Annotated in this window: 24 protein-coding genes and 1 other RNA gene; 18 read left to right on the top strand and 7 right to left on the bottom strand. The window is 36.1% G+C overall.

Going from position 1 to position 24,808, the window contains the following annotated elements; genetic code table 11:
- Positions 1–478 precede the first annotated feature (478 nt).
- Entirely contained in the window at positions 479–2,971 is a 2,493-nt protein-coding gene (locus tag Q0838_RS10430) for a TonB-dependent receptor (protein ID WP_298954534.1), read from the bottom strand.
- Positions 2,972–2,980: 9 nt separating this feature from the next.
- Entirely contained in the window at positions 2,981–4,690 is a 1,710-nt protein-coding gene (locus Q0838_RS10425; protein WP_298954531.1) for a M23 family metallopeptidase, read from the bottom strand.
- A gap of 119 nt (positions 4,691–4,809) precedes the next feature.
- On the opposite strand from Q0838_RS10425, the gene Q0838_RS10420 reads away from it, so the two are divergent.
- The 4 genes from Q0838_RS10420 (at position 4,810) to rny (ending at position 7,168) form a co-directional block, all read left to right on the top strand.
- Positions 4,810–5,097 (top strand): hypothetical protein, encoded by a 288-nt coding sequence (locus Q0838_RS10420; RefSeq protein ID WP_298954529.1) that lies wholly within the window; start codon positions 4,810–4,812, stop codon positions 5,095–5,097.
- Positions 5,098–5,099: 2 nt separating this feature from the next.
- Positions 5,100–5,390, top strand: coding sequence for a cell division protein ZapA (locus tag Q0838_RS10415; protein WP_298954527.1), 291 nt, complete (start codon positions 5,100–5,102; stop codon positions 5,388–5,390).
- Between the two features lie 53 nt (positions 5,391–5,443).
- Positions 5,444–5,554, top strand: a non-coding RNA gene (gene ssrS / locus Q0838_RS10410) — 6S RNA.
- A 45-nt stretch (positions 5,555–5,599) separates the two neighbouring features.
- Positions 5,600–7,168: a ribonuclease Y gene (gene rny, locus Q0838_RS10405; protein ID WP_298954525.1), complete on the top strand. Its 1,569-nt coding sequence runs from the start codon at positions 5,600–5,602 to the stop codon at positions 7,166–7,168.
- A 269-nt stretch (positions 7,169–7,437) separates the two neighbouring features.
- On the opposite strand, the gene Q0838_RS10400 is transcribed toward rny, so the two are convergent.
- Both Q0838_RS10400 and xerD read right to left on the bottom strand, forming a co-directional pair.
- Positions 7,438–8,385, bottom strand: a complete 948-nt coding sequence (locus Q0838_RS10400) for an aldo/keto reductase (protein ID WP_298954522.1) — start codon at positions 8,383–8,385, stop codon at positions 7,438–7,440.
- A 141-nt stretch (positions 8,386–8,526) separates the two neighbouring features.
- Positions 8,527–9,423 (bottom strand): site-specific tyrosine recombinase XerD, encoded by an 897-nt coding sequence (gene xerD / locus Q0838_RS10395; RefSeq protein WP_298954519.1) that lies wholly within the window; start codon positions 9,421–9,423, stop codon positions 8,527–8,529.
- A gap of 173 nt (positions 9,424–9,596) precedes the next feature.
- On the opposite strand from xerD, the gene Q0838_RS10390 reads away from it, so the two are divergent.
- From Q0838_RS10390 to aroQ, 3 genes are all read left to right on the top strand, one after another.
- Positions 9,597–10,040, top strand: coding sequence for a porin family protein (locus tag Q0838_RS10390; protein ID WP_298954516.1), 444 nt, complete (start codon positions 9,597–9,599; stop codon positions 10,038–10,040).
- A complete protein-coding gene (locus Q0838_RS10385) occupies positions 10,037–10,222 on the top strand; it encodes a hypothetical protein (RefSeq protein WP_298954513.1) in 186 nt (61 codons plus the stop codon). Before Q0838_RS10390 ends, Q0838_RS10385 begins: the two co-directional genes overlap by 4 nt.
- 75 nt (positions 10,223–10,297) lie before the next feature.
- Positions 10,298–10,714, top strand: coding sequence for a type II 3-dehydroquinate dehydratase (gene aroQ, locus Q0838_RS10380; RefSeq protein ID WP_298954511.1), 417 nt, complete (start codon positions 10,298–10,300; stop codon positions 10,712–10,714).
- 56 nt (positions 10,715–10,770) lie between these two features.
- Here aroQ and Q0838_RS10375 read toward each other — a convergent pair whose 3' ends face one another.
- Complete coding sequence (locus Q0838_RS10375; RefSeq protein WP_298954510.1) at positions 10,771–11,127, bottom strand: TM2 domain-containing protein; 357 nt, start codon at positions 11,125–11,127, stop codon at positions 10,771–10,773.
- Positions 11,128–11,174: 47 nt separating this feature from the next.
- On the opposite strand from Q0838_RS10375, the gene Q0838_RS10370 reads away from it, so the two are divergent.
- Entirely contained in the window at positions 11,175–12,065 is an 891-nt protein-coding gene (locus tag Q0838_RS10370) for a hypothetical protein (RefSeq protein WP_298954508.1), read from the top strand.
- A 677-nt stretch (positions 12,066–12,742) separates the two neighbouring features.
- Here Q0838_RS10370 and lpdA read toward each other — a convergent pair.
- Positions 12,743–14,134, bottom strand: a complete 1,392-nt coding sequence (gene lpdA, locus Q0838_RS10365; protein ID WP_298954506.1) for a dihydrolipoyl dehydrogenase — start codon at positions 14,132–14,134, stop codon at positions 12,743–12,745.
- Positions 14,135–14,209: 75 nt separating this feature from the next.
- Between lpdA and Q0838_RS10360 the strand changes: the two genes are divergently transcribed.
- The 5 genes from Q0838_RS10360 to Q0838_RS10340 all read left to right on the top strand — a co-directional run bounded on the left by Q0838_RS10360 (position 14,210) and on the right by Q0838_RS10340 (position 19,420).
- Positions 14,210–15,250 carry a quinone-dependent dihydroorotate dehydrogenase gene (locus Q0838_RS10360; RefSeq protein WP_298954504.1) on the top strand — a complete coding sequence of 347 codons (1,041 nt, stop codon included), beginning with the start codon at positions 14,210–14,212 and terminating at the stop codon, positions 15,248–15,250.
- Entirely contained in the window at positions 15,247–15,930 is a 684-nt protein-coding gene (locus Q0838_RS10355; RefSeq protein WP_298954501.1) for a hypothetical protein, read from the top strand. Before Q0838_RS10360 ends, Q0838_RS10355 begins: the two co-directional genes overlap by 4 nt.
- A gap of 14 nt (positions 15,931–15,944) precedes the next feature.
- Entirely contained in the window at positions 15,945–16,562 is a 618-nt protein-coding gene (locus Q0838_RS10350; RefSeq protein WP_298954498.1) for a LysE family translocator, read from the top strand.
- A gap of 341 nt (positions 16,563–16,903) precedes the next feature.
- On the top strand, positions 16,904–17,767 hold the full coding sequence (locus Q0838_RS10345) for a hydroxymethylglutaryl-CoA lyase (RefSeq protein ID WP_104516155.1): 864 nt from the start codon (positions 16,904–16,906) through the stop codon (positions 17,765–17,767).
- Between the two features lie 132 nt (positions 17,768–17,899).
- Positions 17,900–19,420: a GH3 auxin-responsive promoter family protein gene (locus tag Q0838_RS10340; protein ID WP_298954488.1), complete on the top strand. Its 1,521-nt coding sequence runs from the start codon at positions 17,900–17,902 to the stop codon at positions 19,418–19,420.
- A 117-nt stretch (positions 19,421–19,537) separates the two neighbouring features.
- Here Q0838_RS10340 and Q0838_RS10335 read toward each other — a convergent pair whose 3' ends face one another.
- Complete coding sequence (locus tag Q0838_RS10335; protein WP_298954485.1) at positions 19,538–20,557, bottom strand: hypothetical protein; 1,020 nt, start codon at positions 20,555–20,557, stop codon at positions 19,538–19,540.
- Between the two features lie 80 nt (positions 20,558–20,637).
- Here Q0838_RS10335 and Q0838_RS10330 point away from each other — a divergent pair, with 80 nt between their 5' ends.
- The 5 genes from Q0838_RS10330 (at position 20,638) to paaC (ending at position 24,784) form a co-directional block, all read left to right on the top strand.
- On the top strand, positions 20,638–21,714 hold the full coding sequence (locus Q0838_RS10330; protein ID WP_298954482.1) for a 2Fe-2S iron-sulfur cluster-binding protein: 1,077 nt from the start codon (positions 20,638–20,640) through the stop codon (positions 21,712–21,714).
- A gap of 424 nt (positions 21,715–22,138) precedes the next feature.
- Positions 22,139–23,101 (top strand): 1,2-phenylacetyl-CoA epoxidase subunit PaaA, encoded by a 963-nt coding sequence (paaA, locus tag Q0838_RS10325; RefSeq protein ID WP_298954541.1) that lies wholly within the window; start codon positions 22,139–22,141, stop codon positions 23,099–23,101.
- Positions 23,102–23,182: 81 nt separating this feature from the next.
- Positions 23,183–23,467: a 1,2-phenylacetyl-CoA epoxidase subunit PaaB gene (gene paaB / locus Q0838_RS10320; RefSeq protein WP_298954479.1), complete on the top strand. Its 285-nt coding sequence runs from the start codon at positions 23,183–23,185 to the stop codon at positions 23,465–23,467.
- A 70-nt stretch (positions 23,468–23,537) separates the two neighbouring features.
- Positions 23,538–23,882 (top strand): four helix bundle protein, encoded by a 345-nt coding sequence (locus tag Q0838_RS10315; protein WP_298954476.1) that lies wholly within the window; start codon positions 23,538–23,540, stop codon positions 23,880–23,882.
- Positions 23,883–23,938: 56 nt separating this feature from the next.
- Entirely contained in the window at positions 23,939–24,784 is an 846-nt protein-coding gene (gene paaC / locus Q0838_RS10310) for a 1,2-phenylacetyl-CoA epoxidase subunit PaaC (protein WP_298954473.1), read from the top strand.
- Positions 24,785–24,808: the final 24 nt, after the last annotated feature.

Genomic DNA, 24,808 nt, shown 5'->3' with positions numbered 1-24,808 from the left:
CGCTCATCGCTCATCGCTCATCGCTCATCGCTCATCGCTCATCGCTCATCGCTCATCGCTCATCGCTCATCGCTCATTCCTCATTCCTCATTCCTCATTCCTCATTCCTCATTCCTCATTCCTCATTCCTCATTGCTCACTCCTCATTCCTCATTCCTCATTGCTCACTCCTCATTCCTCATTCCTCATTCCTCATTCCTCATTCCTCATTGCTCATTGCTCATTGCTCATTCCTCATTGCTCATTGCTCATTGCTCATTGCTCATTGCTCATTGCTCATTGCTCATTGCTCATTCCTCATTCCTCATTCCTCATTCCTCATTGCTCACTCCTCATTGCTCACTCCTCATTCCTCATTCCTCACTCCTCATTCCTCATTGCTCATTGCTCACTCCTCATTCCTCATTGCTCATTCCTCATTCCTCATTCCTCATTGCTCATCGCTCATTGCTCACTCCTCATTCCCAAAACCTAGCGCCTATAACTTTGCAATTAACCTCAAATTAAAAACACGTGGTGTTAATCTAACAGGTACTGCAAATTGTGCACTACTAGCTACATCGCGCACCCATAAGTTAGAAATGTTATTTTCATAATCAAAGATGTTGAAAATTTGAGCTCCTATAGAAAACTCGTCAAAATCTTCTAACCAGCTGCCGGCTTTCGCTTTTTTCTTGTCATCTACTAGTACAAATTGTACACCTAGATCTGCTCTAAAATAATCTTTTAAACGGAATTGGAAATCATAAGGGTCTGCATAGCTAGGTGATCCACCAGGTAATCCAGAGCTGTACACCATGTTGATGTATGCCTTTAAATTAGGAATGTTAGGTACATAATCTTGAAATAAGAATGCTACCTTAAGGCGTTGGTCTGTAGGTCTAGCGATATAGCCACGGCCATCTAGATTTTCTTCTGTTTTTAAATAGCCTAGTGATATCCAGCTTTCAGTTCCTTTTACAAATTCACCTGCCATTCTTACATCTAGCCCATAGGCATAAGCCGCCGCATTATTATTTGCTCTGTAGCGTATTCTCACATTTTCTAGCGTGTAGGTATTCACATCAGATAGATCTTTGTAATAGGCTTCACTGGTTAATTTAAAAGGTCTTTTATCTCCGTTAGGGGCAGTCCAGTTAAAGCTCCAGTCATTTCCTAATACAAAATGAACCGATTTTTGAGCCTTTACATCTGGATTAACAACACCTTGTTGATCGCGTAGTTCTCTGTAAAAAGGTGGTTGATAATATATACCGGTTGAGAACCTGAAAAGCATATTTGTGTTATCCCATGCCGGTTTCATAGCTACCTGTCCACGTGGCGAGATAACAGTTTGTGTAGTGCTTTGAATTCCTGCACCACTTACGTTCCAGGTGTGTGATCGCACACCTGCATTCCAGTATATTTCATGATCACCTATATAACCACGGCTGCTGTATTGGGCAAATGCTTGGAGTCTGGTTATTTGCACATCGTTATCTGCACTAGCAGATTCAAAAGAATCTAACGGTGCAGTATATGCAAAATAGGGCTCGTCGTTTGCTGGTACCGATGGCGGTCTTATATTGAAACCAGCACTGTCTATCACAGTATATTCTCTTAAACGATCTCTTATGTCTTCTTGATTAAATTTTAAACCCCAATCCAGTTGGTCGTTTTCCTTTTTACCGTTGTCAAATTCTAAGGTACCTTTATGCTCTACACTTACTATAAGAGCGTCTAGATCATTACGACCATGATCTAACTCGCTACCTATCGCACGTGTAAAATCTACTTCTCCTAGGTCATCACTACCTATGTTAGTGTTAGGTCTGCCTATGCGATAACGTCCTAAAATGTCGTAATGTTCTTGTTCTTGAGTGTGGTAAACGCTAGTTATAAAACGCAAGTTAAGAAGTTTATTCACATCATAACTTGCTTTTAATGCGCCAAAATAAGTCTCGTATAGATCGTCTTCTTTTCCCTCATAATTAATGATCAAGGATTGTGCATCGTTTACGGTTCCAAAATTAGTTTGTGAAGTCAGTGGTTCAAATTCATAACTGTTGATAGCTATGTTTCCTAAAAAGCTTAATTCAAATTTAGGATTTATTTGATAGGTTAAATAGGTTTGTGCATCTACAAAAACTGGTTTTGTAATAGCTTCAGTCTCGCGGCTATTCACAAATAAACTGTTGTTTCTATATCGCACTCCTAGTATTCCTGTTGCCGCTTTCGCGAAAGCGGTACCTTCTACATAAGCATTAACACCTAAAAAGCTAGCGTCTATTCCCGCGCCGAATTCTGTCGGGCGACGGTAATTAATGTCTAGAACAGAACTTAATTTATCTCCATATTTAGATTGAAAACCACCGGCACTAAAGTCTACGCTACGCACAAGGTCTGCATTTACAATACTTAAGCCTTCTTGCTGTCCACTGCGCACTAAAAATGGTCGGTACACTTCTATTTCATTAATGTAAACTAGGTTTTCATCATAATTACCGCCACGTACCGCATACTGAGTACTTAATTCATTGTTAGAAGATACTCCAGGTAGCGATTTTAATAGATTTTCTACACCAGGTTGTACGCCAGGTATGGATCGTACAACTGTAGGGTCTACATTTGTAATACCAGCAAACTCTTTAGTCCTTGTGTTGTTAATAGTTACCGTACCTATTTGCTCTATGGCTGTATTTAAAATCGGATTAAATTCAAAAGTAACGTTTGCGTCTAGCTCAAACTCTTGCCTAGCAGATTTATAAGAGATAGAAGAAAAAACGATGGTTATTTTTTGATTTGCAGGAACTGCTAGTCTGTAATAGCCTGTTTTATCACTTGCTGTACCTATTGTTGTACCTTTAACATTAACATTAGCCTCGGCAACTGGTTGATTCTTATCGTCAAGGATAACTCCTTGAATAACAGCGTTTTGAGCGTGTATGAGACTGGTAGCAATGCATGCTATGAATAGTAAGAAGTTCTTCAAATCGTTTGTTTAGCTTTTACGGTAAAATGTGGCCTCAAATGTAGTGCTATTTCCTACATTATCAGTAACGATAACCTTTAGTTCGTTTTCTGAATCAGTAACGACACCATCTGAGAAATCGTGTGTGAGCATTCCAGTTTTATAGTCGTATTCCATTAAAATGAATTGACCATTTACAGTTGCTCTGTATCCATTTATACCAGTGTTTTTATCTGCTATTTTGAGTTTTAATGTCTTGTTTTTAGTGATCCACTGTTTGTTTTTAAAGTTAAAAGGTTTTATAGTGGGTGCGGTATCGTCTTTACTAATTGCATAGGTTCCCATAGTTCTGGTTGCTGCGCTTAAGGTAGTACCTTTTCTTCTTGTGTTTACATGATACACAGCACCCCAACTAGTGACTCTACCTATGTAGTATTGTTTAAGGTTGTCATTTTGTTTTGAACTCATATCATAACTTATGATCATGTTTTTATGAAGCGGCACAATATCCTTATGCACTTTAAGTGTATCTGCGTTTTGTGATATGTCTAGAAACACATTTTGGTATAGAGCTCCTTTAGGAATCATTAAAGAATAAGGTCCATAACTTTGGTTATAAGTACTGCTGTGATCTACAAAAGTTAGGAGATCATTATCTTTATATGGTATGGATTCTAAGGGCGCCTCATTTTTAATATTCATGTTTATTTCTACGCTATTTTTTTTAAAATCTTCTATTTTGATTCTATAGGAATGAGTAGTTCCTGCGTCATATAATTGTAGAACACCTTTGTTTATATGATGCTCGTATAAGCTTAATGGACTTTCATTAGGAATGTAAAGTCTAGAGATGCGGCTTTTAGTGTTTTTAAAATGCTCGTAATCTATCAATTGATTGATGTGTCTAGACTCGCTGAATGCATAACGGTCAAAAGTCATTTCAAAATTCTTACTTCCATTAAAATAAGTTTCTATGTGAAAGGTTCCGTTTTGATTATTTGCTTTGTTTTGTTGGTCGCTGGTATTGACACCTACTCCTATCTCTCCATATGCACTAAAGGGTTCTACTTTAAATTTCCCTCCTTTTAAAGGTATTAGTCTTAGAAGTTTTGCTTCATTCCTTCCGTTAATAGTAGAGTTTTCGTTTAAAGGATAGGCCTTTATTTGTTTAACAAGTGGTCTTTTTGTGTCTGGAATTTCAACTCCCATCATCATAGGGTTAATCGGTCTTGCTGCGCTGTCTCTTATTTCAAAGTGTAGATGAGGTCCACCACTACCACCAGAATTACCGCTGTAGGCAACGATTTCATTTTGATCTACTCGTAGTTCTAAATCTGTAGGGTATAATTGTATGGTGTAGCTTTCTTTTTGATATTGCTTCTTCTTTAAATATGCTTCTATACGTGGAGCAAATTTTTTAAGATGCGCATAAACTGTTGTATAACCATTAGGATGTGTTATATAAAGAGCTTTACCATAACCATAACGTTCTATTTTTATGCGGCTTACATAACCTGCTGCTGCTGCATGCACGTTTGCACCTGTACGTTGATTTGTTTTAATGTCCAGACCACTATGAAAGTGATTGGATCTTAATTCACCAAAAGTACCACTCAATTTAAGATCTATATCCAGTGGGTTTACAAAGTAATCTTGAGGAAGATTTTTGATGGTTTGGCTTTCGCAATAGCGAGATGAAAATAAAAATAATGTCAGTAAACAGGTGAAAAGTCTAATCATGAGTTAAATATATAATGAGAAATGGTATTAATGCAAAGGTTTTCAAACTTTGTTCCATAAATATTTGATTTGTCTAAATGGAAACTTAGATTTGTATCAACAGCATTAAAATTGTTCGTATGCCTACATTGTCTTCTCAAATTTCTGAAATAGAGCTAAAAATCAAGTCTTTAATATCAGAAAATACAAGATTGAAGTCTCAAATGGGTGATAAGGATCAACGCATTTTTGAACTGGAAAAACAAAATAATGCGCTTATTACTGCGTTTAGAGAGAGTGAAGAAAAAAATGTAGCGCTTAAAACGGCAAATGCGATGCTAGGTAGTGATGATTATAAAACAAAAACAAAGCTCAAAATAAATGCGTTGATTAGAGAGATCGATCAATGTATTACCCAACTGACTTAATAGTGGCAGATAAACTTAAAATAAAAATATCGGTTGCAGATAGAGTGTATCCTCTAACTATAGACCCTTCTCGTGAAGAAGGCTTGCGTAAAGCAGCAAAAAGTATTGAGGCCATGATTAAACAACTGGAGCAAAGCTATGCCGTGAGGGATAAGCAAGATCTTCTTGCGATGTGTGCCCTTCAGTTTGCAGCAAGGGCTGAGCAATTAGTGATAGATGATAGTGCAGATGTAGAGCAGGCCAAAGAACAATTAAATGTTCTTAACTTGCTGCTGGATAAGCAACTGTCATAGTCGTTCTTTAAACATAAACAGTTACTACCTGCACTTGTTTCATTTTTTGGTGAACTCAACAAGATATTCTTTAAAAAAGGTGAGTCGTGGTTGTAAAAGCAAGCCGAACGTATGAGTCGGATCCTTGATCAGCCAGTTAACCTTAAACTTTATTTAAGGAGTTCATACAAAACCCTAACTTGTGCAGGTTTTTTTATACATAATAACCAATGGAAACAATTATATATGCCATCGTGGCACTTATCATAGGTCTAGCAATAGGCTTCTTTATAGCAAAATCAATAGTAGAAAAAGGTAAAGCGTCCAGCCTTATCGCAACTGCAAAAAAAGATGCAGAGTCTATTCTCAAAGATGCTGAGGCAAAGGGAGAGAAGATATCTAGTGAAAAGCTATTTAGAGGTAAGGAGAAGTTCATGGAGCTTAAATCTAAGCATGAGAAAGAAATCATGGCTAGAGAACAAAAAATGAAAGATGCAGAGAAACGTACAAAGGACAAGGAGTCTAACGTTTCTAATGAACTCGCAAGAAGCAAAAAATTAAATCAGTCTTTAGATAGTAAACTTAAAGATGTAGAAGGAAAGCGCGAGTCTGTTTACAAGCGCATGGAAGAGGTGGATAAAATGCACGCTTCTCAAGTAAAACAACTTGAGGTTATAAGCGGTATGTCTGGTGAAGACGCAAAAAAACAACTTGTTGAGTCTTTAAAGGATAAAGCAAAGAGTGAAGCAATGAGTATTGTGCAAACTACTATAGAAGAAGCAAAACTTACAGCACAACAAGAGGCTAGAAAAGTAATTATTAATACCATACAACGTATAGGTACAGAAGAAGCAGTAGAAAACTGTGTAAGCGTCTTTAATCTAGAAAGTGATGATGTTAAAGGTCGTATTATAGGACGTGAAGGTCGTAACATTAGAGCTATAGAAGCAGCTACTGGTGTAGAAATTATAGTAGATGACACTCCAGACGCTATTATTCTTTCCTGTTTTGACTCGGTACGTAGAGAGGTGGCAAGGTTATCATTACACAAATTAGTTACAGATGGCCGCATACACCCAGCGCGTATAGAAGAGGTAGTTTCTAAGACTAGAAAACAAATCGATCATGAAATTGCTGAGGTAGGTAAAAGAACAGTTATCGATCTAGGTATTCACGGTTTGCATCCAGAATTAATTAAAATGGTAGGTCGTATGAAATATCGTTCTTCTTATGGGCAAAACTTATTACAACACAGTAGGGAAGTAGCAAAACTTTGTGGTACCATGGCTGCAGAACTAGGTCTTAATCCTAAACTTGCAAAAAGAGCAGGACTTCTACATGATATAGGTAAGGTGCCAGAGACAGAAGACGAGACTCCACACGCAATATTAGGTATGAAACTGGCTGAAAAACATGGTGAAAAAGCTGAAGTATGTAATGCGATAGGTGCTCACCATGACGAGATAGAAATGACATCTTTACTTTCTCCTATCGTACAAGTATGTGATGCGATAAGTGGTGCACGTCCAGGTGCTAGAAGACAGGTGCTAGATTCTTATATACAAAGATTAAAAGACCTTGAAGATATAGCTTTTGGTTTTAAAGGCGTGGAAAAAGCGTATGCAATCCAGGCTGGTCGTGAATTAAGAGTTATGGTAGAGAGCGAGAAAATAAATGACGATCGTGCTGCTCAATTATCATTTGAGATTTCACAAAAAATACAAACAGACATGACTTATCCAGGTCAGGTTAAAGTAACAGTGATAAGAGAAACTAGAGCGGTAAATATAGCAAAGTAAAAAAGCGTTAAGTTTTATAAGTAAAGACCTCGGTAATTCATTTTATCGAGGTTTTTTTATGTCTTGCTATAGGGAATGAACGTGTTGTTTCTACATGATATATACTTCTATTATCCATTTCTATCGCGCTAGCTTACAGTAAATAATAGTTAGTCCATTCTTTTTTTGATAAAAGAATAAGAGTTATTTCTTAGTCTTTTGATGGTTAGTTTTTTTAAAAAATCCATTATTCCACCTGCGTGAATAATGGATTTTATGACATCTACCATCTACTCATCATAGATATTAGGGTAACCTTTTTCTGCAACTTCATAGAATTTACCAGTCACATAGCGGTAATGCTTATCCATATCAGCAAGATTTTTTAAATCTTCTTGATCAAATTTAACAGTAGGAGCAGCTAGATTCTCTTTTATACGTCCTTCATTAGTAGATTTAGGAATTACAGCAGTACCTCTATGTGCGCTCCAGTTAATAAGAACCTGTCCAGGGCTAGCGTTGTGTTTACTAGCGATAGAAGTGATGGTCGCATTTTGAAGCATGTTAGGCTCATTATCTTGTTTCATCTCATCACTACGGTCCCCACTTCCTAGAGGAGAATATCCTGTTAAATGAATACCTTTATTAGAACAGTATTCAAATAGTTCATTTTGTTGTAATAAAGGGTGTAATTCTACCTGATTCATCTCTGGTGCTTCATCCGTCTTTTCAAGAAGGTCATCCAGTTTAGTAGTAGAGAAATTAGAAACTCCTATGTGCTTCACTTTACCAGATTTCTTTAAGTCTACCATCGCATTCCATGTTTCATGAATAGGTGCTTCTTGTGGTGTAAGATAATCATCGGGCTTGTCAGCCATTTGAACTGCTGGTTTAAAAGCAACTGGCCAGTGTATTAAATATAAATCTAGATAATCCAGTTGTAAATCATTAAGAGTTTTATCTAGAGCTGGCGCGACATCACTTTTAAGGTGTGCATTGTTCCATAATTTAGAGGTTATCCATATGTCTTCTCTTTTTACGTCTCCTTTAGAGAACACTTCGTTAAAAGCTTCACCTATTTCTTTTTCATTTCCATAAACAGCAGCGCAGTCTATGTGTTTATATCCAGACTCTAGGGCAGTAATTACTGCTTGTTTTACTTCTCCTGGTTTTGATTTCCAAGTTCCTAATCCTATAGCGGCCATTTCATCGCCATTTTTAAACTTTAGAGTTTTCATTGTGTTGTATTTTTTTATAAAGTTAGCTTTCGCGAAAGCGTACACCAAAAAATCTTCTTTACTTTATAAAAACTTTAGTACATTAATAAATTGCATAAAGCGAGATCTTAATGAAGATGTAATCAAAGAATGTAAGTGGAATTAGGCTCTAGGGTGATGTTTATGAATCACCTTAGAAAGGTGTGCACGGTCTACGTGCATATAGATTTCAGTGGTGGTTATGCTCTCATGACCCAACATCATTTGTATAGATCGCAAGTCAGCGCCATTTTCTAATAAATGAGTCGCAAAACTGTGTCTGAAGGTGTGCGGGCTTATAGATTTTTTAATCCCTGCCATAATGGCCTGTTGTTTTATAACGTGAAAAATCATCGCTCTAGTAAGTCCAGCGCCACGTCTGTTTAAAAAAAGTGTATCTGTATGGTCTGGTTTTACTGGTACATGAATGCGTATTTCATTTTTATACAGTTCAATAATTTTTATAGTGTATTCTCCTATGGGAACAAATCTCTGTTTATCTCCTTTTCCAGTAACTTTTAAAAAACCTTCTTTAAAAAATAAGTCACTTATCTTAAGGGTTATTAACTCACTAACACGCAGGCCACAAGCATAAAGTGTTTCTAGTATAGCGCGATTGCGCTCGCCTTCTGGTGTGGAGCGATCGATGCTGTTTATCAATAGATCTATTTCTCTTGTGCTTAGAGTATCGGGCAGTTTACGACCTGTTTTAGGAGCCTCTATCAACGACATAGGCTGGTCTTCTCTATAACGTTCTAGAATTAAAAATTCAAAAAACGCTTTTAAACTACTTATAGATCTAGCTTGCGATCGTGGTTGGACTGTTTTGGCTAGCTCATATACATAGGTACGCAATGTATCTACTGTTATGGCAGTAGGTAGTTCTTTTACCTCGTTAGTTTCTAACCAGTGTGCCATTTTATTTAAATCTCTAGTATATGCTTTTAGGGTGTTAACCGACAGGCCTCTTTCTAGCTTTAAGTATATAGAAAAGTCTTTTATAGCCTGCTTCCAGTTCATAACGTAAAGGTAAAAATTATTAGACGTGAATAGATTATTAAAAAAACAATGTTAATTAATTTGTAAGAAATACAACTAATATACTGATGCTTAAAATATAGAAAATACCTTTAAAAACCTTTAAAATGAGTTGTGGTTTTATTAATAACCAAAGAATTAAACCTTCTCTAATTTTGCACCGAACTAATAAACATAACTATGAGAAAATATTATTAAATGCAGTAGCAGCGGTATTTGCAATGGGAGTTTCAGATGGTCAAGAAATTGATTTTGAGGTAAAAGTAGGTGTGAATTTTGCAAAGCTCCAAGGTGATGCAGTAGAAGACCTAGATGCTATAAATGGAATTAATGTAGGGATAACTGGAGAGTATATGTTTAATGAAATATTTGCTTTACAAGTAGAGGTTCTTTATTCTCAACAAGGCTTGGAGTCAGAAATTACATTTGCTGGACATACTATAGAACAAAAGCTGAAACTAGACTATACCAATGTGCCAGTACTTGCAAAATTTTATACAGGTGAATCTGGATTTTCTGTAGAAGATGGACCCCAAATCGGATTCTTAGTAAGCGATAAATTTGAAGTGAACGGTGAAAACGTTGATCAAAAGAGTTGAACGCTGAAACAATTGATCTTTCTGCCGGTGGTGGTGTTGCCTATAAATTTAAAGAAGGTACTTCTTTAGAAGGATTATCTGCAAATGTGCGTTACATGATAGGCTTAAGTAATGTGTATAAAGATAATGGTGACATCTTTGGTGATGAGATTACAAATTCTAAGAAAAAACTAATTCATTAAAAGTCGAATCTTAAGGATTCGGCTTTTTTTGTGTCTCGCTTTCGCGAAAGCGGAATTAATAATATCTTTATACTTATGAAAATACTTATTCTTAACGGGCCTAATTTAAATTTACTGGGAAAACGGGAACCTGAGATTTACGGTTCACAAACTTTTGAAGATTACTTTATAGAGTTACAATTCAAATATAAAGAGGTAGAATTGGGCTATTTTCAATCTAACATAGAAGGGGAAATAATCGATAAACTTCATAATGCGCAAGAAGAGGGATTTAACGCGGTAATCTTAAATGCAGGAGCATACACTCATACATCCATAGGTATAGGTGATGCAGTAAGTGGTATTACAACACCAGTTATAGAGGTGCATATTTCTAACGTTATGGATCGAGAAGAGTTCAGGCACGTATCTTATATTTCAAAATATACGGCTGGTATCATTACTGGTTTTGGCCTCAAGGGATATGAGCTGGCTGTAAAGAGTTTTCTATAAAATAAAAATGCCTGCTAGTATAAATCTAACAGGCATTTTATAATTATACTATAAAATTAAAGTCCAGGATAACTTCCTGTAATAATTTCTATACCATCAATTACCCATCCCACAAAAAAGAATCCTCCTGTTAAGATAAATAGTAGATTCCAGTACCATGGACTCTTTAAGAACCAGCGGTGACCAGCAAATCCTCCTAGGAAAAACCATAATAGAATCGCTATGGTTTGATCTTCTGACCAGGCAACTGCCGCTGGAGAAGTTAGAGTAGCAGTAGATTCTTCTACTGTTGTACCATTTTCTAGTGTTACCACTTGGGTAGTAACTTGTCTCTCTACAGGAAATGATGCAAATGCTAGACTACTTACCATCATAAAAATGCTCATAAGAGCTAGAGTTAATTTTGTTTTCATAAAAAGTTAATTAGTTAGTTATATTTACCTCAAATATATATCAAAATATGAAAATATCAGTATTACTTTTAATTGTTTTACTTAGCTTAGGGACTGTTAATGGTCAGACATACGAGTACTTAGGCTTATTAAAGTTGCCAGATAGTTCTTTAATAACTTTTAGATTAGATTTTAAAGAGGTAGATGGTAAAATTAATGGATATTCTTATACCGATTTAAATGGTGAGCATGAGACTAAGTCTTTAATTATAGGTACCTATGATGATAAGGAGAATAAATTAAAATTTAGAGAGATAGAAATAGTTTACACAAAATCTGATATTATAGAACAAGATTTTTGTAATGTTTATTTTACTGGAGATATAAGAAAGTTGAATGGGAAGTCTCAAATAGACGGAACATTTAAAAGTTATTATGATGACCTGACCAGCTGCCTTAATGGAGAGTTAGTTCTAACAGCTGCTCAAAAAATTCAAAAGAGGACTGAAAAATTCCAGAAGAAAGTGCGCCGTATGGGACGCATACCTGATAGTGTTAAACAAAAGGTGAACATGGGTAAAATGTTTAATCGCTATGCGAAAAACGCTTTAAAAGGAGGCGAAAAATTAAATATTCTGTGGAAAGAGGAATATCTTAAATTAATTATTTGGGATGATGGAGAGATAGATGGAGATCAAATAGACCTGACTATTAATGGTAATAAAATTCTTGATGCCTACAGTCCAGTTGCCAAAAAGAAAGAAATGGAACTATCCTTAATCGATCCTATTAACACCATTTCACTTAAAGCAGTCCATCTAGGTGTAAAACCTCCTAATACGGCAAAGATTCAATTAATGAAAAAAAATGGCGAGATCATTGACCTAGCGTCAAATTTACAAGTAGGTGAAGAGGTGACATTTGTTTTTTATAAAGAAAAACCTAAACTTAAGAAATAGCAACTTAAGCTAACGAGTGCAGGATATAGAGGTCGTTGTGTTTTTTAAGCATGATCTCTATATAAACACAATAGAATATACTGTCATTAAATCATTTGTTTCTACAGCCATATAGCTACTTCTGACTAGGATTTAGAGATACACATTTCACGTCTCAAGAGGTATTAGTCTTATTTATAACAGTGCTGTCTCATAAAAACTTAAAAACTAGGGCTAGACCTAGTAGTAACTCTAGATATATACTTATTATAGAGTAAATATGGCGATAATTTTAAGAGCAGCAGCTAGTATGAATATTCCAGTAGTTATCCAGCCGTATGTCATTTACCAGTATTTAAATTAAGTAAAATCTAGAGCGTCTTTGCTGGCGCTAGTGACTACTTTTATATAAAGCCCTACCATCTGGTAAATCGATATTCTCGTTGACAGGTGTTTTAAACATCGTATATTCAAATAGTAATTATAATAAGGAGTAAAAGTTGGACTACTTATTTAGGGTGTCAACAAGATCTTTTTTGGTAGACAATGTGCTACTAATTTTAATAGATTCACCAAAGAAGGAGAGATGAGTACCATTAATTTTAGGTTTTAAAAAACCTTAAGCATAAAATAAGAAAACCCCTTTGAAACTATGTTTCAAAGGGGTTTTCTTATTTTTAAATAAAAACTATTTAATACTATAAGTGAATTACCTCACCATAAGCATCTGCAACAGCTTCCATTACCGCTTCACTCATTGTAGGGTGTGGATGGATGGCTTTTAAAATTTCATGACCAGTAGTTTCTAATTTACGAGCCACAACAGCCTCAGCAATCATGTCAGTAACACCAGCACCTATCATATGACATCCTAACCACTCACCGTACTTAGCGTCAAAAATTACTTTTACAAAACCATCTTTATTTCCAGACGCACTAGCCTTACCACTTGCGCTGAAAGGGAATTTACCAACTTTTATATCATGTCCAGCTTCCTTAGCTTGTGCCTCAGTCATACCTACGCTAGCAATCTCAGGAGTAGAATAAGTACAACCTGGTATATTACCATAATCTATAGGCTCCACCTGCAAGTCTGCAATTTTTTCTACACAAAGAATACCTTCGGCACTTGCAACATGGGCTAGTGCTGGTCCTGCAGTAATGTCGCCTATAGCGTAGTATCCTGGTAAATTAGTTTGATACCATTTATTAACGATCACTTTACCGCGATCTGTAGAAATTCCTATTTCTTCTAGGCCTATGTTAGAAAGATTAGTTTCAATACCTACAGCACTTAAAACCACGTCTGCATCAAGAACTTCTTCTCCTTTTTTAGTTTTCACACTAACTTTTACTCCATCTCCAGAAGTATCTACACTAGTGACCTCACTAGATGTCATTACTTTGATTCCAGATTTTTTGAAACTACGCTCCATTTGTTTAGAGACGTCTATGTCTTCTACCGGTACAATGCGATCTACATATTCCACTATAGTTACATCAGTGCCCATAGAGTTATAGAAATAAGCAAATTCTACACCTATTGCTCCAGACCCAACAACAACCATTTTCTTAGGTTGTTCTTTAAGCGTCATAGCTTCACGATAGCCTATTACCTTTTTACCATCCTGCGGTAAGTTAGGAAGTACACGTGATTTTGCACCAGTCGCGATTATGATATGGTTTCCTTCTACGGTAGAGGTAGATCCATCTTCAGCCTTCACCTCGATTTTCTTGCCTTTTTTTACCGTTCCGTAACCCATGATTACGTCTATTTTATTCTTTTTTAATAAGAATTGTACACCCTTGCTCATTCCATCTGCCACGTCGCGGCTACGTTTTACAACAGCGCCAAAATCCTTATCTACATTATCAGCTTTAAGTCCATAATCTGCAGCGTGGTTAAGGTAATTAAATACATCAGCACTTTTAATTAATGCCTTAGTAGGAATGCAACCCCAGTTAAGACATACACCACCTAGAGATTCTTTTTCAACGATTGCTGTTTTTAACCCTAGTTGAGAAGCACGTATTGCTGTTACATATCCGCCAGGTCCACTACCTAAAACGATCACATCATATTTACTCATATCAGTCATTTTTTAAGAGTAACAAAAATATGGAATAAAGTCCAATGCATTGTAAATTTGCGCAACCTTATTCTTATGTATACATCTTTAGTCCGTCCGCTACTTTTTGCCTTTGACCCAGAGGCTGTTCACCACTTTTCTTTTAAGAGTATTAAATTGTTAAGTAAAATACCTGGTTTTAGCACGCTTTCGCGAAAGCGTTACAAGCAAAATCATCCTGCCTTAAAAAGAGAATTCTTCGGTTTACAGTTTGAGAACCCAGTAGGAATGGCTGCCGGATTTGATAAAGACGCCAAAGCTTTTAAAGAATTCTCAAATCTCGGTTTTGGATTTATAGAAATAGGAACCCTTACACCAAAACCACAAGATGGAAACCCCAAGCAGCGACTTTTTAGATTAAAGAAAGATCAAGCAATTGTAAACCGCATGGGATTCAATAACGGTGGCGTAGATCTTGCCGTAGAACGATTAAAGAAAAACCCTAAGTTAGGACAGCCAGGTCATGTGCTAATCGGCGGTAACATAGGAAAAAATAAAGTCACACCTAATGAGGATGCGGTAAATGATTATATAATCTGTTTTGAAAAACTATTTGATCACATAGATTATTTTACCGTAAATGTAAGCTCACCTAACACACCAGGACTGCGTGAACTTCAAGACCGCAAGCCATTAACGCATATATTACAAACGCTTCAAGACCTTAATAATAAAAAGCCTCAAAGAAAACCTATTCTCCTTAAAATCGCTCCAGATCTTACTGACGATCAATTAATGGATATTATAGGAATCGTAGCAGATACTCAAATAGATGGAGTGATCGCTTCTAACACAACCATCTCTCGAGAAGGCTTAAAATCTGAGGAATTATTAGTAAAACAAGCCGGCGGTTTGAGTGGTGCACCACTAACTAAAAGAGCTACCGAAGTTATTGCTTTTTTACATGATAAAAGTAACGACGCTTTCCCTATAATAGGAGTAGGTGGCATCATGACGGCGCAAGATGCGATTGATAAATTAAATGCTGGTGCGAGTCTGGTACAATTATATACTGGTTTTGTTTATGAAGGGCCAGCGTTGATTAGGGAAATTAATAAGGCAATTATTGAATTATGAGAAACTACTATCAATTTTACTTCATTACTATATTTTCGATACTAAATTGCTTTTCTCAAGACAAATCAATACCAACAGAAAATTATTCTATTTATCCATCTGGTGTTGTAATAAATATAGAGAATGATAATTATACTATTGAAGAAATTTACAATCATTTTTTTTCTCAGAAATATCGGCTAAATAATAAGTGGTCTTCTGATTTTGGAACTCGTAAAAATGATGTCTTGATTTCTAAAATTAATAATTCTATTATTATTACTAATCCAGTATTTAACAACAAAATTTTGGTTGATGGAGATATAGATTTAATTGACAAACTATATAAATATTTTAATAAGCCAAAGAATATTTTTTGTTTTGCAGATTTTGATTTCGGTCCTGTATATGGTTTTAGACTTATTGAAGATGGAATAACCAAACGGTATAGACATAATTTAGGACCTCAAGCAATAACAAAAGAATTTGGTATTCCTCACATTGCAGAATGGGAATGGTGGAATGTTAAGTTTTATACTGAAAATGATGAAGAAGGTGAACTGCTATTTGAAAAAGATGGAAAAGTTTACTCTTATTATCATATGAATAAATACTTATCTAAGGCAGTCATGAAAAACATTTTTGGGTTTACCTATGATGAAGATAAAGCTAAAGAAAGTTACTACTTCATTGTTAAGTAAATCTTGGATAATAAATGATAGAAACCCTAATCTCCTTTGCACTCGCAACCTTACTTCTCGCACTTAGTCCAGGACCAGATAATATTTTTGTACTTACACAATCGGTGGCAAGAGGTTCTAAATATGGAATCGCCATCGCTAGTGGTTTAATTACAGGTTGTATTGTTCATACTTCTGTTGTCGCATTAGGTTTTGCAGTTATTATAAGAGATAACCAGTGGTTGCTGTATTCCATAAAAATAGCAGGCGCGATTTATTTGCTTTACCTCGCTTTTAAAATTTATAAATCAGATGCGAGTATAGAATTTGGTTATTCAGAAACTTCTTCTCAAAGTCTATGGAAGCTTTACAAAGTAGGAATCACCATGAATTTGCTCAATCCTAAAGTGACTTTGTTTTTTCTCGCATTATTACCACAATTTGTAATCACAAACTCTTATCCAGACTGGATTCAAATCTATATATTAGGTAGCGTTTTTATGTTAGTTTCTTTGTTTACATTTTATACAATTGCTTTACTTGCTGGTAAAGCAGCAAGTTTCATAAAAACTTCCACATGGTTTACACTAGCCATGAAATGGATACAAATTGTTGTTTTTATAGGGATTGCGATCTTCATTTTAGTTAATTGATAATAGTAAACTCATCTTTTGGGCGATACACTAAGTTTGTTATAGCGGTTGAGTAAATGCTTCCCAGTGTTTTAAAATATTCAATCAGATTTAGAAGATGCTAACACAAATAGCTGGCATGTCAAATCTCAAAACTTAAAATCAACATGCTAACTATTCTTCTTGACATGTTTGATTGTTATGATTGAAATAAATTCTATAAAATCCTCAAAATGGTTTGCGCGAGTTATGAGGTGGATATAAATAGTTGTTATTAGTTATAGCTGTGGAGATTTTGATATCGTAAAGTAGTCCAGAAATCATTTCCGCAAACCTTTGCGTAGGCTTATATTTGCAGCTCGATGGAAAAGGTAAAAATCATAGAATGCCCACGTGATGCAATGCAAGGAATCAAAGAAATGATTCCCACAGATTTGAAGGTGCAATACCTTCAGTCTTTATTGCGATGTGGTTTTGATACCATAGATTTTGGTAGTTTTGTTTCTCCTAAGGCAATACCACAACTAGTAGATACGGCAGAGGTTCTTTCTAAATTAGATCTTTCTAAAACAGAATCTAAACTGCTTGCTATTATTGCAAATCTACGTGGTGCAAAAGCAGCATGTGAGCATCCAGAAATTCAATATTTAGGTTATCCGTTCTCTATTTCAGAGAATTTCCAGATGCGTAACACCCATAAAACTATTGCTCAAAGTGTGGAGTTGTTGCAAGAAGTTATTGATCTCGCACAAAAGCATAATAAAGAATTAGTAGTTTATATCTCGATGGGATTTGGTAATCCTTATGGAGATCCATGGAATGTGGAAATAGTAGGAGAGTGGACTGAGAAATTATACAAGATGGGCGTTAAGATTTTATCGCTTTCTGATACCATAGGTAGCTCAGATCCAGAAACGATTACCTATTTGTTCTCTAACTTGATTCCTAAATATCCTGAAATAGAATTTGGTGCACACTTACATACCACACCTACCACGTGGCATGAAAAAGTAGACGCTGCTTATAAAGCTGGTTGCCGTCGTTTTGATGGTGCGATTCAAGGTTTTGGCGGTTGCCCTATGGCAAAGGATGAACTTACAGGTAATATGCCTACAGAGAAAATGGTGAGTTATTTTAATGCTGTAAAAGCAGATTCAAACGTGAACGCGATGTCCTTTGAAAGTAGTTATAATGAGGCTACAAAAATATTTACTAAGTACCATTAGGCTCTATTTAAACAGTCTCATTTCTTGAGTCATTAGTTTAGAAATTTAATTTTCTTCATATTTAAAATCTTATCAGAATCTTAACCTAGCAAAGGTGTTTAAAGAGCTATTTTTGGAATAAACCACTATTTCATGGCACTTTTAGGTCCTATTATTAAGACAGCATTAAATCTTCACGAGACTATCACCGCTACCTCAGACCATGTGGTTGCGCAACGCAAAGTATTAGAGCATTTATTAAAAACGGCAAAGAGCACTTCTTTCGGCTTGTATTATGATTTTAATAGTGTTTTAGAAGGAGATGATATGGAGCACGCTTTCGCGGAAGCGGTACCGTTTTACGACTATCATAAAATGGACGAGCAATGGTGGTCACGCATGAAAGAAGGAAAGCCCGATATTACATGGCCAGGAACTCCTAAATTTCTTGCAAGATCTAGTGGTACAACCGGTAAAAAATCTAAAACCATTCCAGTCACAGATGAAATGATTGCGGCCATAAAAGCTGCAGGGACCAGACAGGTAAGCGCGTTAACTAATTTTAATCTGACAGATGATGTATTTGAAAGTGAAGTCCTGGCATTAGGCAGCTCTACAGATTTGAGTGAAGAAAATGGGTTTACAATAGGAGAAATTAGTGGAATATCTGCCAGTAATATTCCTGAGTTTTTAGATTCTTTTTACAGACCAGGAAAGGAAATTTCGTCCATAGACGATTGGGATGAGCGAGTTCAAAGAATAGCCCAAGAAGCTAAAAATTGGGATATAGGAATGTTAAGTGGTATCCCATCATGGTTAGAAATGATGCTTAGAAAAGTAATGGATTATCACAAGGTAGATTCTATACATGAAATATGGCCTAATCTCTCAGTTTATACTTCTGGTGGTGTAGCATTTGAACCTTATCGCTCGAGTTTTGAAAAATTATTTTCAAAACCTGTACAGATAGTAGATACCTATCTAGCTAGTGAAGGTTTTATAGCCTGTCAACAACGTCCAGAAACCACGTCTATGCAGTTGATTACTGATGGTGGTATTTATTTTGAATTCGTTCCTTTTCAACCAGAATATGTAGAACAAGATGGTAGTATATCTCATGATGCGCCAGTTCTAACCATGACTGAGGTAGAACCAGAGGTCGATTATGCGCTAATCATATCGACAGTATCTGGTGCATGGCGTTACTTAATAGGTGATACAATAAAATTTACAGACGTAAAAAAAGCCGAAATTAAAATAACTGGTAGAACTAAGTTTTTCTTAAACGTAGTAGGTAGCCAGTTATCTGTTCTTAAAATGGAAACAGCGATTACAGAATTGCAAGAAAAATACAATACCAGCATTAAAGAGTTTACTGTCTCTGCAAAGAAAATCGATGGAGAATTTCAGCATGTATGGTATCTAGGTACAGAAACAGAAACTTCAGAAAAAGAACTTGCTGATGCTCTAGATAATTCACTACAAGAAGCTAATAAAAATTATAAAGTAGCTCGTTCTAAAGCATTAAAAGGTGTTCAAGTTCATAAAGTACAACCAGAAATGTTTGCAAAATGGAACGACCATAATAAGAAAAAAGGTGGTCAGGTAAAAATGGAAAAAGTAATGAACGAGGACAAGTTTAAAGCTTGGGAAGAGTTTGTGAGTACTATTTGAATCTACTAGCTTAGAGTTTTGAGTCGCTTAGTCTTTGAGTCCTTGAGAAAATAAAGCTGTTGCAAATTCATTTTTTTTGAGGAGCAAAAACAAACTCACCAACTCGCCAACTCACGACTAATTAGGTGCTAGTTCATCTTGACTAGGTTTTTCTCCAGTTTCTCCGTAGCGATTAATCAATTCCAGAATCTCTTCTGGAGAAAGATAGAATTTACGCATATGTTGTTTGTATTTCTCAGATAGACTGGTGTGATTTAAAATAAACTCTTTCGTCTTTAGAATATATTCGCCCATTCCATGACGCACGGCATAGTCGTCTGCGGCGCGTTCTACTTCTTGAATGTGAGCGTGAGAATAAAGATATTTTAATCCAAAGAATATCATGTTTATAGTAGAGCGTGATCTATAATCCATAACATGACCTAGCTCATGACCTAGCCAGCCTGTAAGTACATCACTAGGGATTTCTTTGATAGTAAATATTTTATTTTCTACCTTAAACTCCTTACTTATTAAAATAATATAACTTCGGTTTTTTCTGTTTCTAAAAATACTTTTATAAGTAGGTTGAGCCTGCATGAAATTCTTGCGCACCATGTCATTGAATTTGAATTCGATTGCGGTGTTTGCAAGCGCTGGATAAAAAGACATTGCCTTTTCTGCCTCGTTTAGTATGGATTGTGGAGCTTTTAAATTAGGATACTTCATAGAAGACAATATACTATCTAATTTTACTTCTGGTCGTGAAAATGGCGTTAAAGGTTCTTGAAGTTTACTCTTTGTTTCATTTTCAATAAAATGCAAATATTTAACTGGTCTTGACGCTATGTCTAATGATTGCATATGGAATTGATGTTTTTCATTTTGATACAACTCTGCTATTCTCTTTTTCTCAACGGTGTTATCATTTTCAATTTTTTCAGTGTTTATTTTTGCGGTTCTTAAACTATCGCTGGAGTAATATAAATTTTTAAAGGCAGTTCTAAAATTTATGCAAGCTGTGTCATTTTTATAAATATGATAGATGGGATAAGTAAGGCTTATTGTGTCATAAGTACTTTTAAAAACTTCTTGATTTTGCCCGTATAAAATGTATAATGAGGACATAAAAGTCATTAAGAAAGACGTCTTTTTCATATTTTTAAATATATAAAATACTCATTTGTTTTCCTAACTAACAAGTGTTAGTTTTGTGTAAACATAACGACCTACTTTCTGTGAGCAATTTTTATAAAATAACATTATCCCAAGTCTATAAAGAGACAGACGATACTACGGTAATCGCCTTTGACGTTCCACAAGAACTTAAAGAAGAATTTAACTATCGTCCAGGACAGTTTCTGACCTTGCGTGCTATGATAAATGGTGAAGATGTGCGACGCAGTTATTCTCTATGTAGCAGCCCGCTAGATAATGAGTGGAAAGTTGCGGTTAAAGAAATCTTTGAAGGTAAATTTTCTACCTATGTAAATCGTGATTTAAAGACTGGTGATGTGTTGCAGGTCTCAGCACCTAGTGGTGATTTTGGAATCGAAGTATCAGAAGAAAATGATGTTAAAAACTATATAGCATTTGCCGCAGGTAGTGGAATTACTCCTATGTTGAGTATCATTAAAACACATCTTGCTAGCGAGCCTAATGCAAAATTCAAGTTATTCTACCTTAATAGAACCGTAAAATCAATTATATTTAAGGAAGAGATAGAAGCACTTAAAAACAAGTATTTAAGTCGTTTTGAAGTCTTTTATTTCTTAAGTCGTGAGCACAGAGATATTCCATTGTTTAATGGTCGTTTTGATAAAGAAAAACTACAAACGCTTACTAAGACGTTAATTAACGCACCGCATACAGACCATGCTTTTATCTGTGGTCCAGAAGAGATGATTTTCTTAATAAGAGATCAATTAGTCGCCGCAGGAATGAAGAAAGAAAATGTTCATTTTGAATTGTTTGTAAGTGGTTTAAGCGATGCAGATAAAGCTCGTGCCGCTGCAGCATTAGAGAAAAAGGTAGATGGAGTAGATGTAACCATTATAGATGGCAGTCGTAAGTTTAAATTTGTGCTCGGTAATGACTTTGATAATGTGCTAGATGGTGCGATAGGTGCTGGAGCAGACTTGCCATATGCTTGTAAAGGTGGCGTTTGTAGCACATGCAAGTGTCAGGTTCTAGAAGGATCTGTAGCTATGAAAGTGAATTATGCCCTGACTGAAGAAGAGGTGGAAAAAGGATTTGTCCTTAGTTGTGTAAGTGTACCCACGAGTAAAAAACTTGTTGTAAACTACGATGTCTAGAGTATAAAAAATGTATGTGGTTATATCGCTTTCGCGAAAGCGGAACCGCAACAAGTATATAGAAACAAAGATAAGTAAGTTCGCATCGCATGCGAATATCACAGACGCATCGCATGCGAACATCACAGACGCATCGCATGCGGATATCACAGACGCATCGCATGCGGATATCACAGACGCATCGCATGCGGATATCACAGGCGCATCGCATGCGGATATCACAGGCGCATGCGATGCGTCTACAACGAAGTATCACAGGCGCATGCGATGTGTCTACAACGAAATATCACAGACGCATGCGATGCGTCTACAACGAAATATCACAGGCGCATGCGATGCGTCTACAACGAAGTATCACAGACGCATGCGATGCGTCTACAACGAAGTATCACAGACGCATGCGATGCGTCAAAAACATAATACCATGAGTGAAGCAGAAATCAAAAAATTAGAAGCGCAATTTGATGCTAAAATTGCGAGAGATGAAAAGATTGAGCCTAAGGACTGGATGCCTGAGAAGTATCGCAAGACGCACATCAGACAAATATCCCAACATGCACATTCTGAAATAGTAGGGATGTTGCCAGAAGGTAACTGGATTACTCGTGCGCCGTCATTGAGACGCAAAGTAGCGCTACTGGCAAAGGTGCAAGATGAGGCTGGACATGGACTATACCTATACAGCGCTTGTGAAACTTTAGGTATCACTCGTGAGCAGCTTTATGAAGATTTACATTCTGGTAAAGCAAAATATTCTTCGATTTTCAACTACCCTACGATGACTTGGGCAGACATGGGAGCGATAGGCTGGCTAGTGGATGGAGCTGCGATTATTAATCAAGTACCGTTGTGTAGTACATCTTTTGGACCATATGCTCGTGCTATGGTACGTGTATGTAAGGAAGAAAGTTTTCACCAGCGTCAAGGATACGAAATCATGTTATCGCTATGTAATGGTAGCGTAGAGCAAAAAGAAATGGCACAAGATGCATTGAATCGCTGGTGGTGGCCGTCATTAATGATGTTAGGTCCTACAGACGCCGCAAGTACGCATACAGAGCAGTCTATGAAATGGAAGTTAAAGCGCAAAACAAATGATGAGTTGCGCCAGCAATTTATAGATCAAACAGTACCACAGGCAGAACTTTTAGGGCTTACTATTCCAGATCCAGACTTGAAATGGAATGATGAAAAGGGAAGTTATGATTTTGGCGCAATCGATTGGGACGAATTCTGGCAAGTAGTAAAAGGTCACGGGCCGATGAATAAAAAACGTCTAGATGATAGACGCAACGCCTGGAACAATGGCGCCTGGGTACGTGAAGCAGCTGCTGCTTATGCAACAAAACAAAAAGATATAAAACAACAAACTGCACAAGCGGTATAACCTGCTCGCTAGCAAGGGCGTATTGCATGCGCCTATTTTGAGTGTAGCGCATACAATGCGCGCGAACTAAAAATAAAATATATGAGTCAAGAAACTCCACTTTGGGAAGTTTTTATAAGATCTAAAAACGGACTAGAACACAGACACTGCGGTAGCCTACATGCCGAAGATGCTGAAATGGCAATGAATAACGCTCGCGACGTCTACACACGTAGAAATGAAGGTGTGAGCATATGGGTCGTAGAATCTAAAAATATCACAGCAAGTAGTCCAGAGGCAAGTGACGAGCTATTTAAACCTGCAACAGATAAAGTTTACAGACACCCTACTTTTTATGAGTTGCCTGAAGAATTAAAACACATGTAAAAAGCGCAGCTTTTTACATGTGTTTTAATTCTTAAATCCAAACTTAAGTTGAAATTTAAATTTAAAGACAATGAGTAAGGCTTATGATTTAGAAGAAAGATTAATCAGTTTTGCTGCTGATGTGGTTTTAGTTTTTGATAAACCAGCAAAGACCTATGCTTCTAAATATTATGCTGAACAATTGATAAGATCCTCAGGTTCTGTATCTCTAAATTTTAGTGAGTTTGCTGGAGCTGGTACTGAAAAGGATAAAATCAATAAATTAAGAATTGCTCTTAAAGAAATAAAAGAGTGCAACAATAATTTGAGAATTCAACTAAAAGCTGGTTTGGGAGATGTTAAGCATTTGAAAAAACTTCAAGATGAAGATGAACAGATTGTTAGAATTCTAGTTGCTATTATAAATAAACGATAAACCCTTTTAAATTTAAATTTCAGTTTAGATTTAAATTTAATACCACAATATCCATTATGGAAACCATTTCAAATTCAAAAACAAAAGTGATTTCAAATTCTGCAGTGCCTATTAAGGAGTTAAACCCACAATTCCTTGAATCAACAGAAAATAAGAAACACCTAATCGATTACCTACTTGGTGTGGCAGATAATTATTTGATTCTAGGTCAGCGTCTAGGAGAGCTTTGTGGTCACGGACCTAATCTAGAGCCAGATATCGCGCTTACTAACATCTCATTAGATATGTTAGGCCAAGTGCGTAGTTTTTATCAGTATATCGCACAATTGAAAGGCGATAAAACTACTGAAGATGATATTGCATTTTTAAGAAAAGAACGTGAGTATAAGAATGTATTACTGGTAGAACAGCCTAATACAGATTTTGGTTACGTGATTGTACGTCAGTTCTTCTTTGATGTATATAACAAAATGTTCTTAGGAGCTTTACAGCAAAGTGCAGACGAGACCTTAAGAGCACTGGCCTTTAAAGGAATCAAAGAGGCAAGCTATCACGAGCGTTTTTCTGGAGACTGGTTAAAACGTTTAGGTGATGGAACTGAGGAAAGTAAAACACGTGTACAACAAGCTGTAAATGATCTATGGATTTATACAGATGAGTTGTTTCATACGACACAAGCAGATGATGCCATGATTGCTGCTGGTGTAGCGCCAGATATGTTGCAATTAAAAGAATACTACTATGAAAAAGTAGGTGACTTACTTTCTGTAGCAACACTTGATATTCCAGAAGTAGAATATTTCCAAAAAGGCGGAAAAGAAGGCTTACACAGTGAACACATGGGTTACATTCTAGCAGATATGCAGTATATGCAGAGAACGTATCCAGATTCGAAATGGTAATAAGTTGAATTCGAATTTGAATTT

This window comes from uncultured Nonlabens sp. (assembly GCF_947495285.1).
In the GTDB taxonomy this organism is placed as follows: domain Bacteria; phylum Bacteroidota; class Bacteroidia; order Flavobacteriales; family Flavobacteriaceae; genus Nonlabens.
Note: the sequence above shows the minus strand (reverse complement) of the source record. Positions and strands in the feature narration are given on the sequence as shown.

What these genes read in the sequence shown, in the direction of transcription:
- Q0838_RS10425 (WP_298954531.1), bottom strand. Translation starts at nt 4,690, where the DNA reads ATGATTAGACTTTTCACCTGTTTACTGACATTATTTTTATTTTCATCT.
- Q0838_RS10345 (WP_104516155.1), top strand. Translation starts at nt 16,904, where the DNA reads ATGGAAAAGGTAAAAATCATAGAATGCCCACGTGATGCAATGCAAGGA.
- Q0838_RS10350 (WP_298954498.1), top strand. Translation starts at nt 15,945, where the DNA reads ATGATAGAAACCCTAATCTCCTTTGCACTCGCAACCTTACTTCTCGCA.
- Q0838_RS10335 (WP_298954485.1), bottom strand. Translation starts at nt 20,557, where the DNA reads ATGAAAAAGACGTCTTTCTTAATGACTTTTATGTCCTCATTATACATT.
- Q0838_RS10400 (WP_298954522.1), bottom strand. Translation starts at nt 8,385, where the DNA reads ATGAAAACTCTAAAGTTTAAAAATGGCGATGAAATGGCCGCTATAGGA.
- paaC (WP_298954473.1), top strand. Translation starts at nt 23,939, where the DNA reads ATGGAAACCATTTCAAATTCAAAAACAAAAGTGATTTCAAATTCTGCA.
- Q0838_RS10370 (WP_298954508.1), top strand. Translation starts at nt 11,175, where the DNA reads ATGAAAATATCAGTATTACTTTTAATTGTTTTACTTAGCTTAGGGACT.
- lpdA (WP_298954506.1), bottom strand. Translation starts at nt 14,134, where the DNA reads ATGAGTAAATATGATGTGATCGTTTTAGGTAGTGGACCTGGCGGATAT.
- xerD (WP_298954519.1), bottom strand. Translation starts at nt 9,423, where the DNA reads ATGAACTGGAAGCAGGCTATAAAAGACTTTTCTATATACTTAAAGCTA.
- rny (WP_298954525.1), top strand. Translation starts at nt 5,600, where the DNA reads ATGGAAACAATTATATATGCCATCGTGGCACTTATCATAGGTCTAGCA.
- Q0838_RS10340 (WP_298954488.1), top strand. Translation starts at nt 17,900, where the DNA reads ATGGCACTTTTAGGTCCTATTATTAAGACAGCATTAAATCTTCACGAG.
- Q0838_RS10420 (WP_298954529.1), top strand. Translation starts at nt 4,810, where the DNA reads ATGCCTACATTGTCTTCTCAAATTTCTGAAATAGAGCTAAAAATCAAG.
- paaB (WP_298954479.1), top strand. Translation starts at nt 23,183, where the DNA reads ATGAGTCAAGAAACTCCACTTTGGGAAGTTTTTATAAGATCTAAAAAC.
- paaA (WP_298954541.1), top strand. Translation starts at nt 22,139, where the DNA reads ATGAGTGAAGCAGAAATCAAAAAATTAGAAGCGCAATTTGATGCTAAA.
- Q0838_RS10375 (WP_298954510.1), bottom strand. Translation starts at nt 11,127, where the DNA reads ATGAAAACAAAATTAACTCTAGCTCTTATGAGCATTTTTATGATGGTA.
- aroQ (WP_298954511.1), top strand. Translation starts at nt 10,298, where the DNA reads ATGAAAATACTTATTCTTAACGGGCCTAATTTAAATTTACTGGGAAAA.
- Q0838_RS10315 (WP_298954476.1), top strand. Translation starts at nt 23,538, where the DNA reads ATGAGTAAGGCTTATGATTTAGAAGAAAGATTAATCAGTTTTGCTGCT.
- Q0838_RS10355 (WP_298954501.1), top strand. Translation starts at nt 15,247, where the DNA reads ATGAGAAACTACTATCAATTTTACTTCATTACTATATTTTCGATACTA.
- Q0838_RS10360 (WP_298954504.1), top strand. Translation starts at nt 14,210, where the DNA reads ATGTATACATCTTTAGTCCGTCCGCTACTTTTTGCCTTTGACCCAGAG.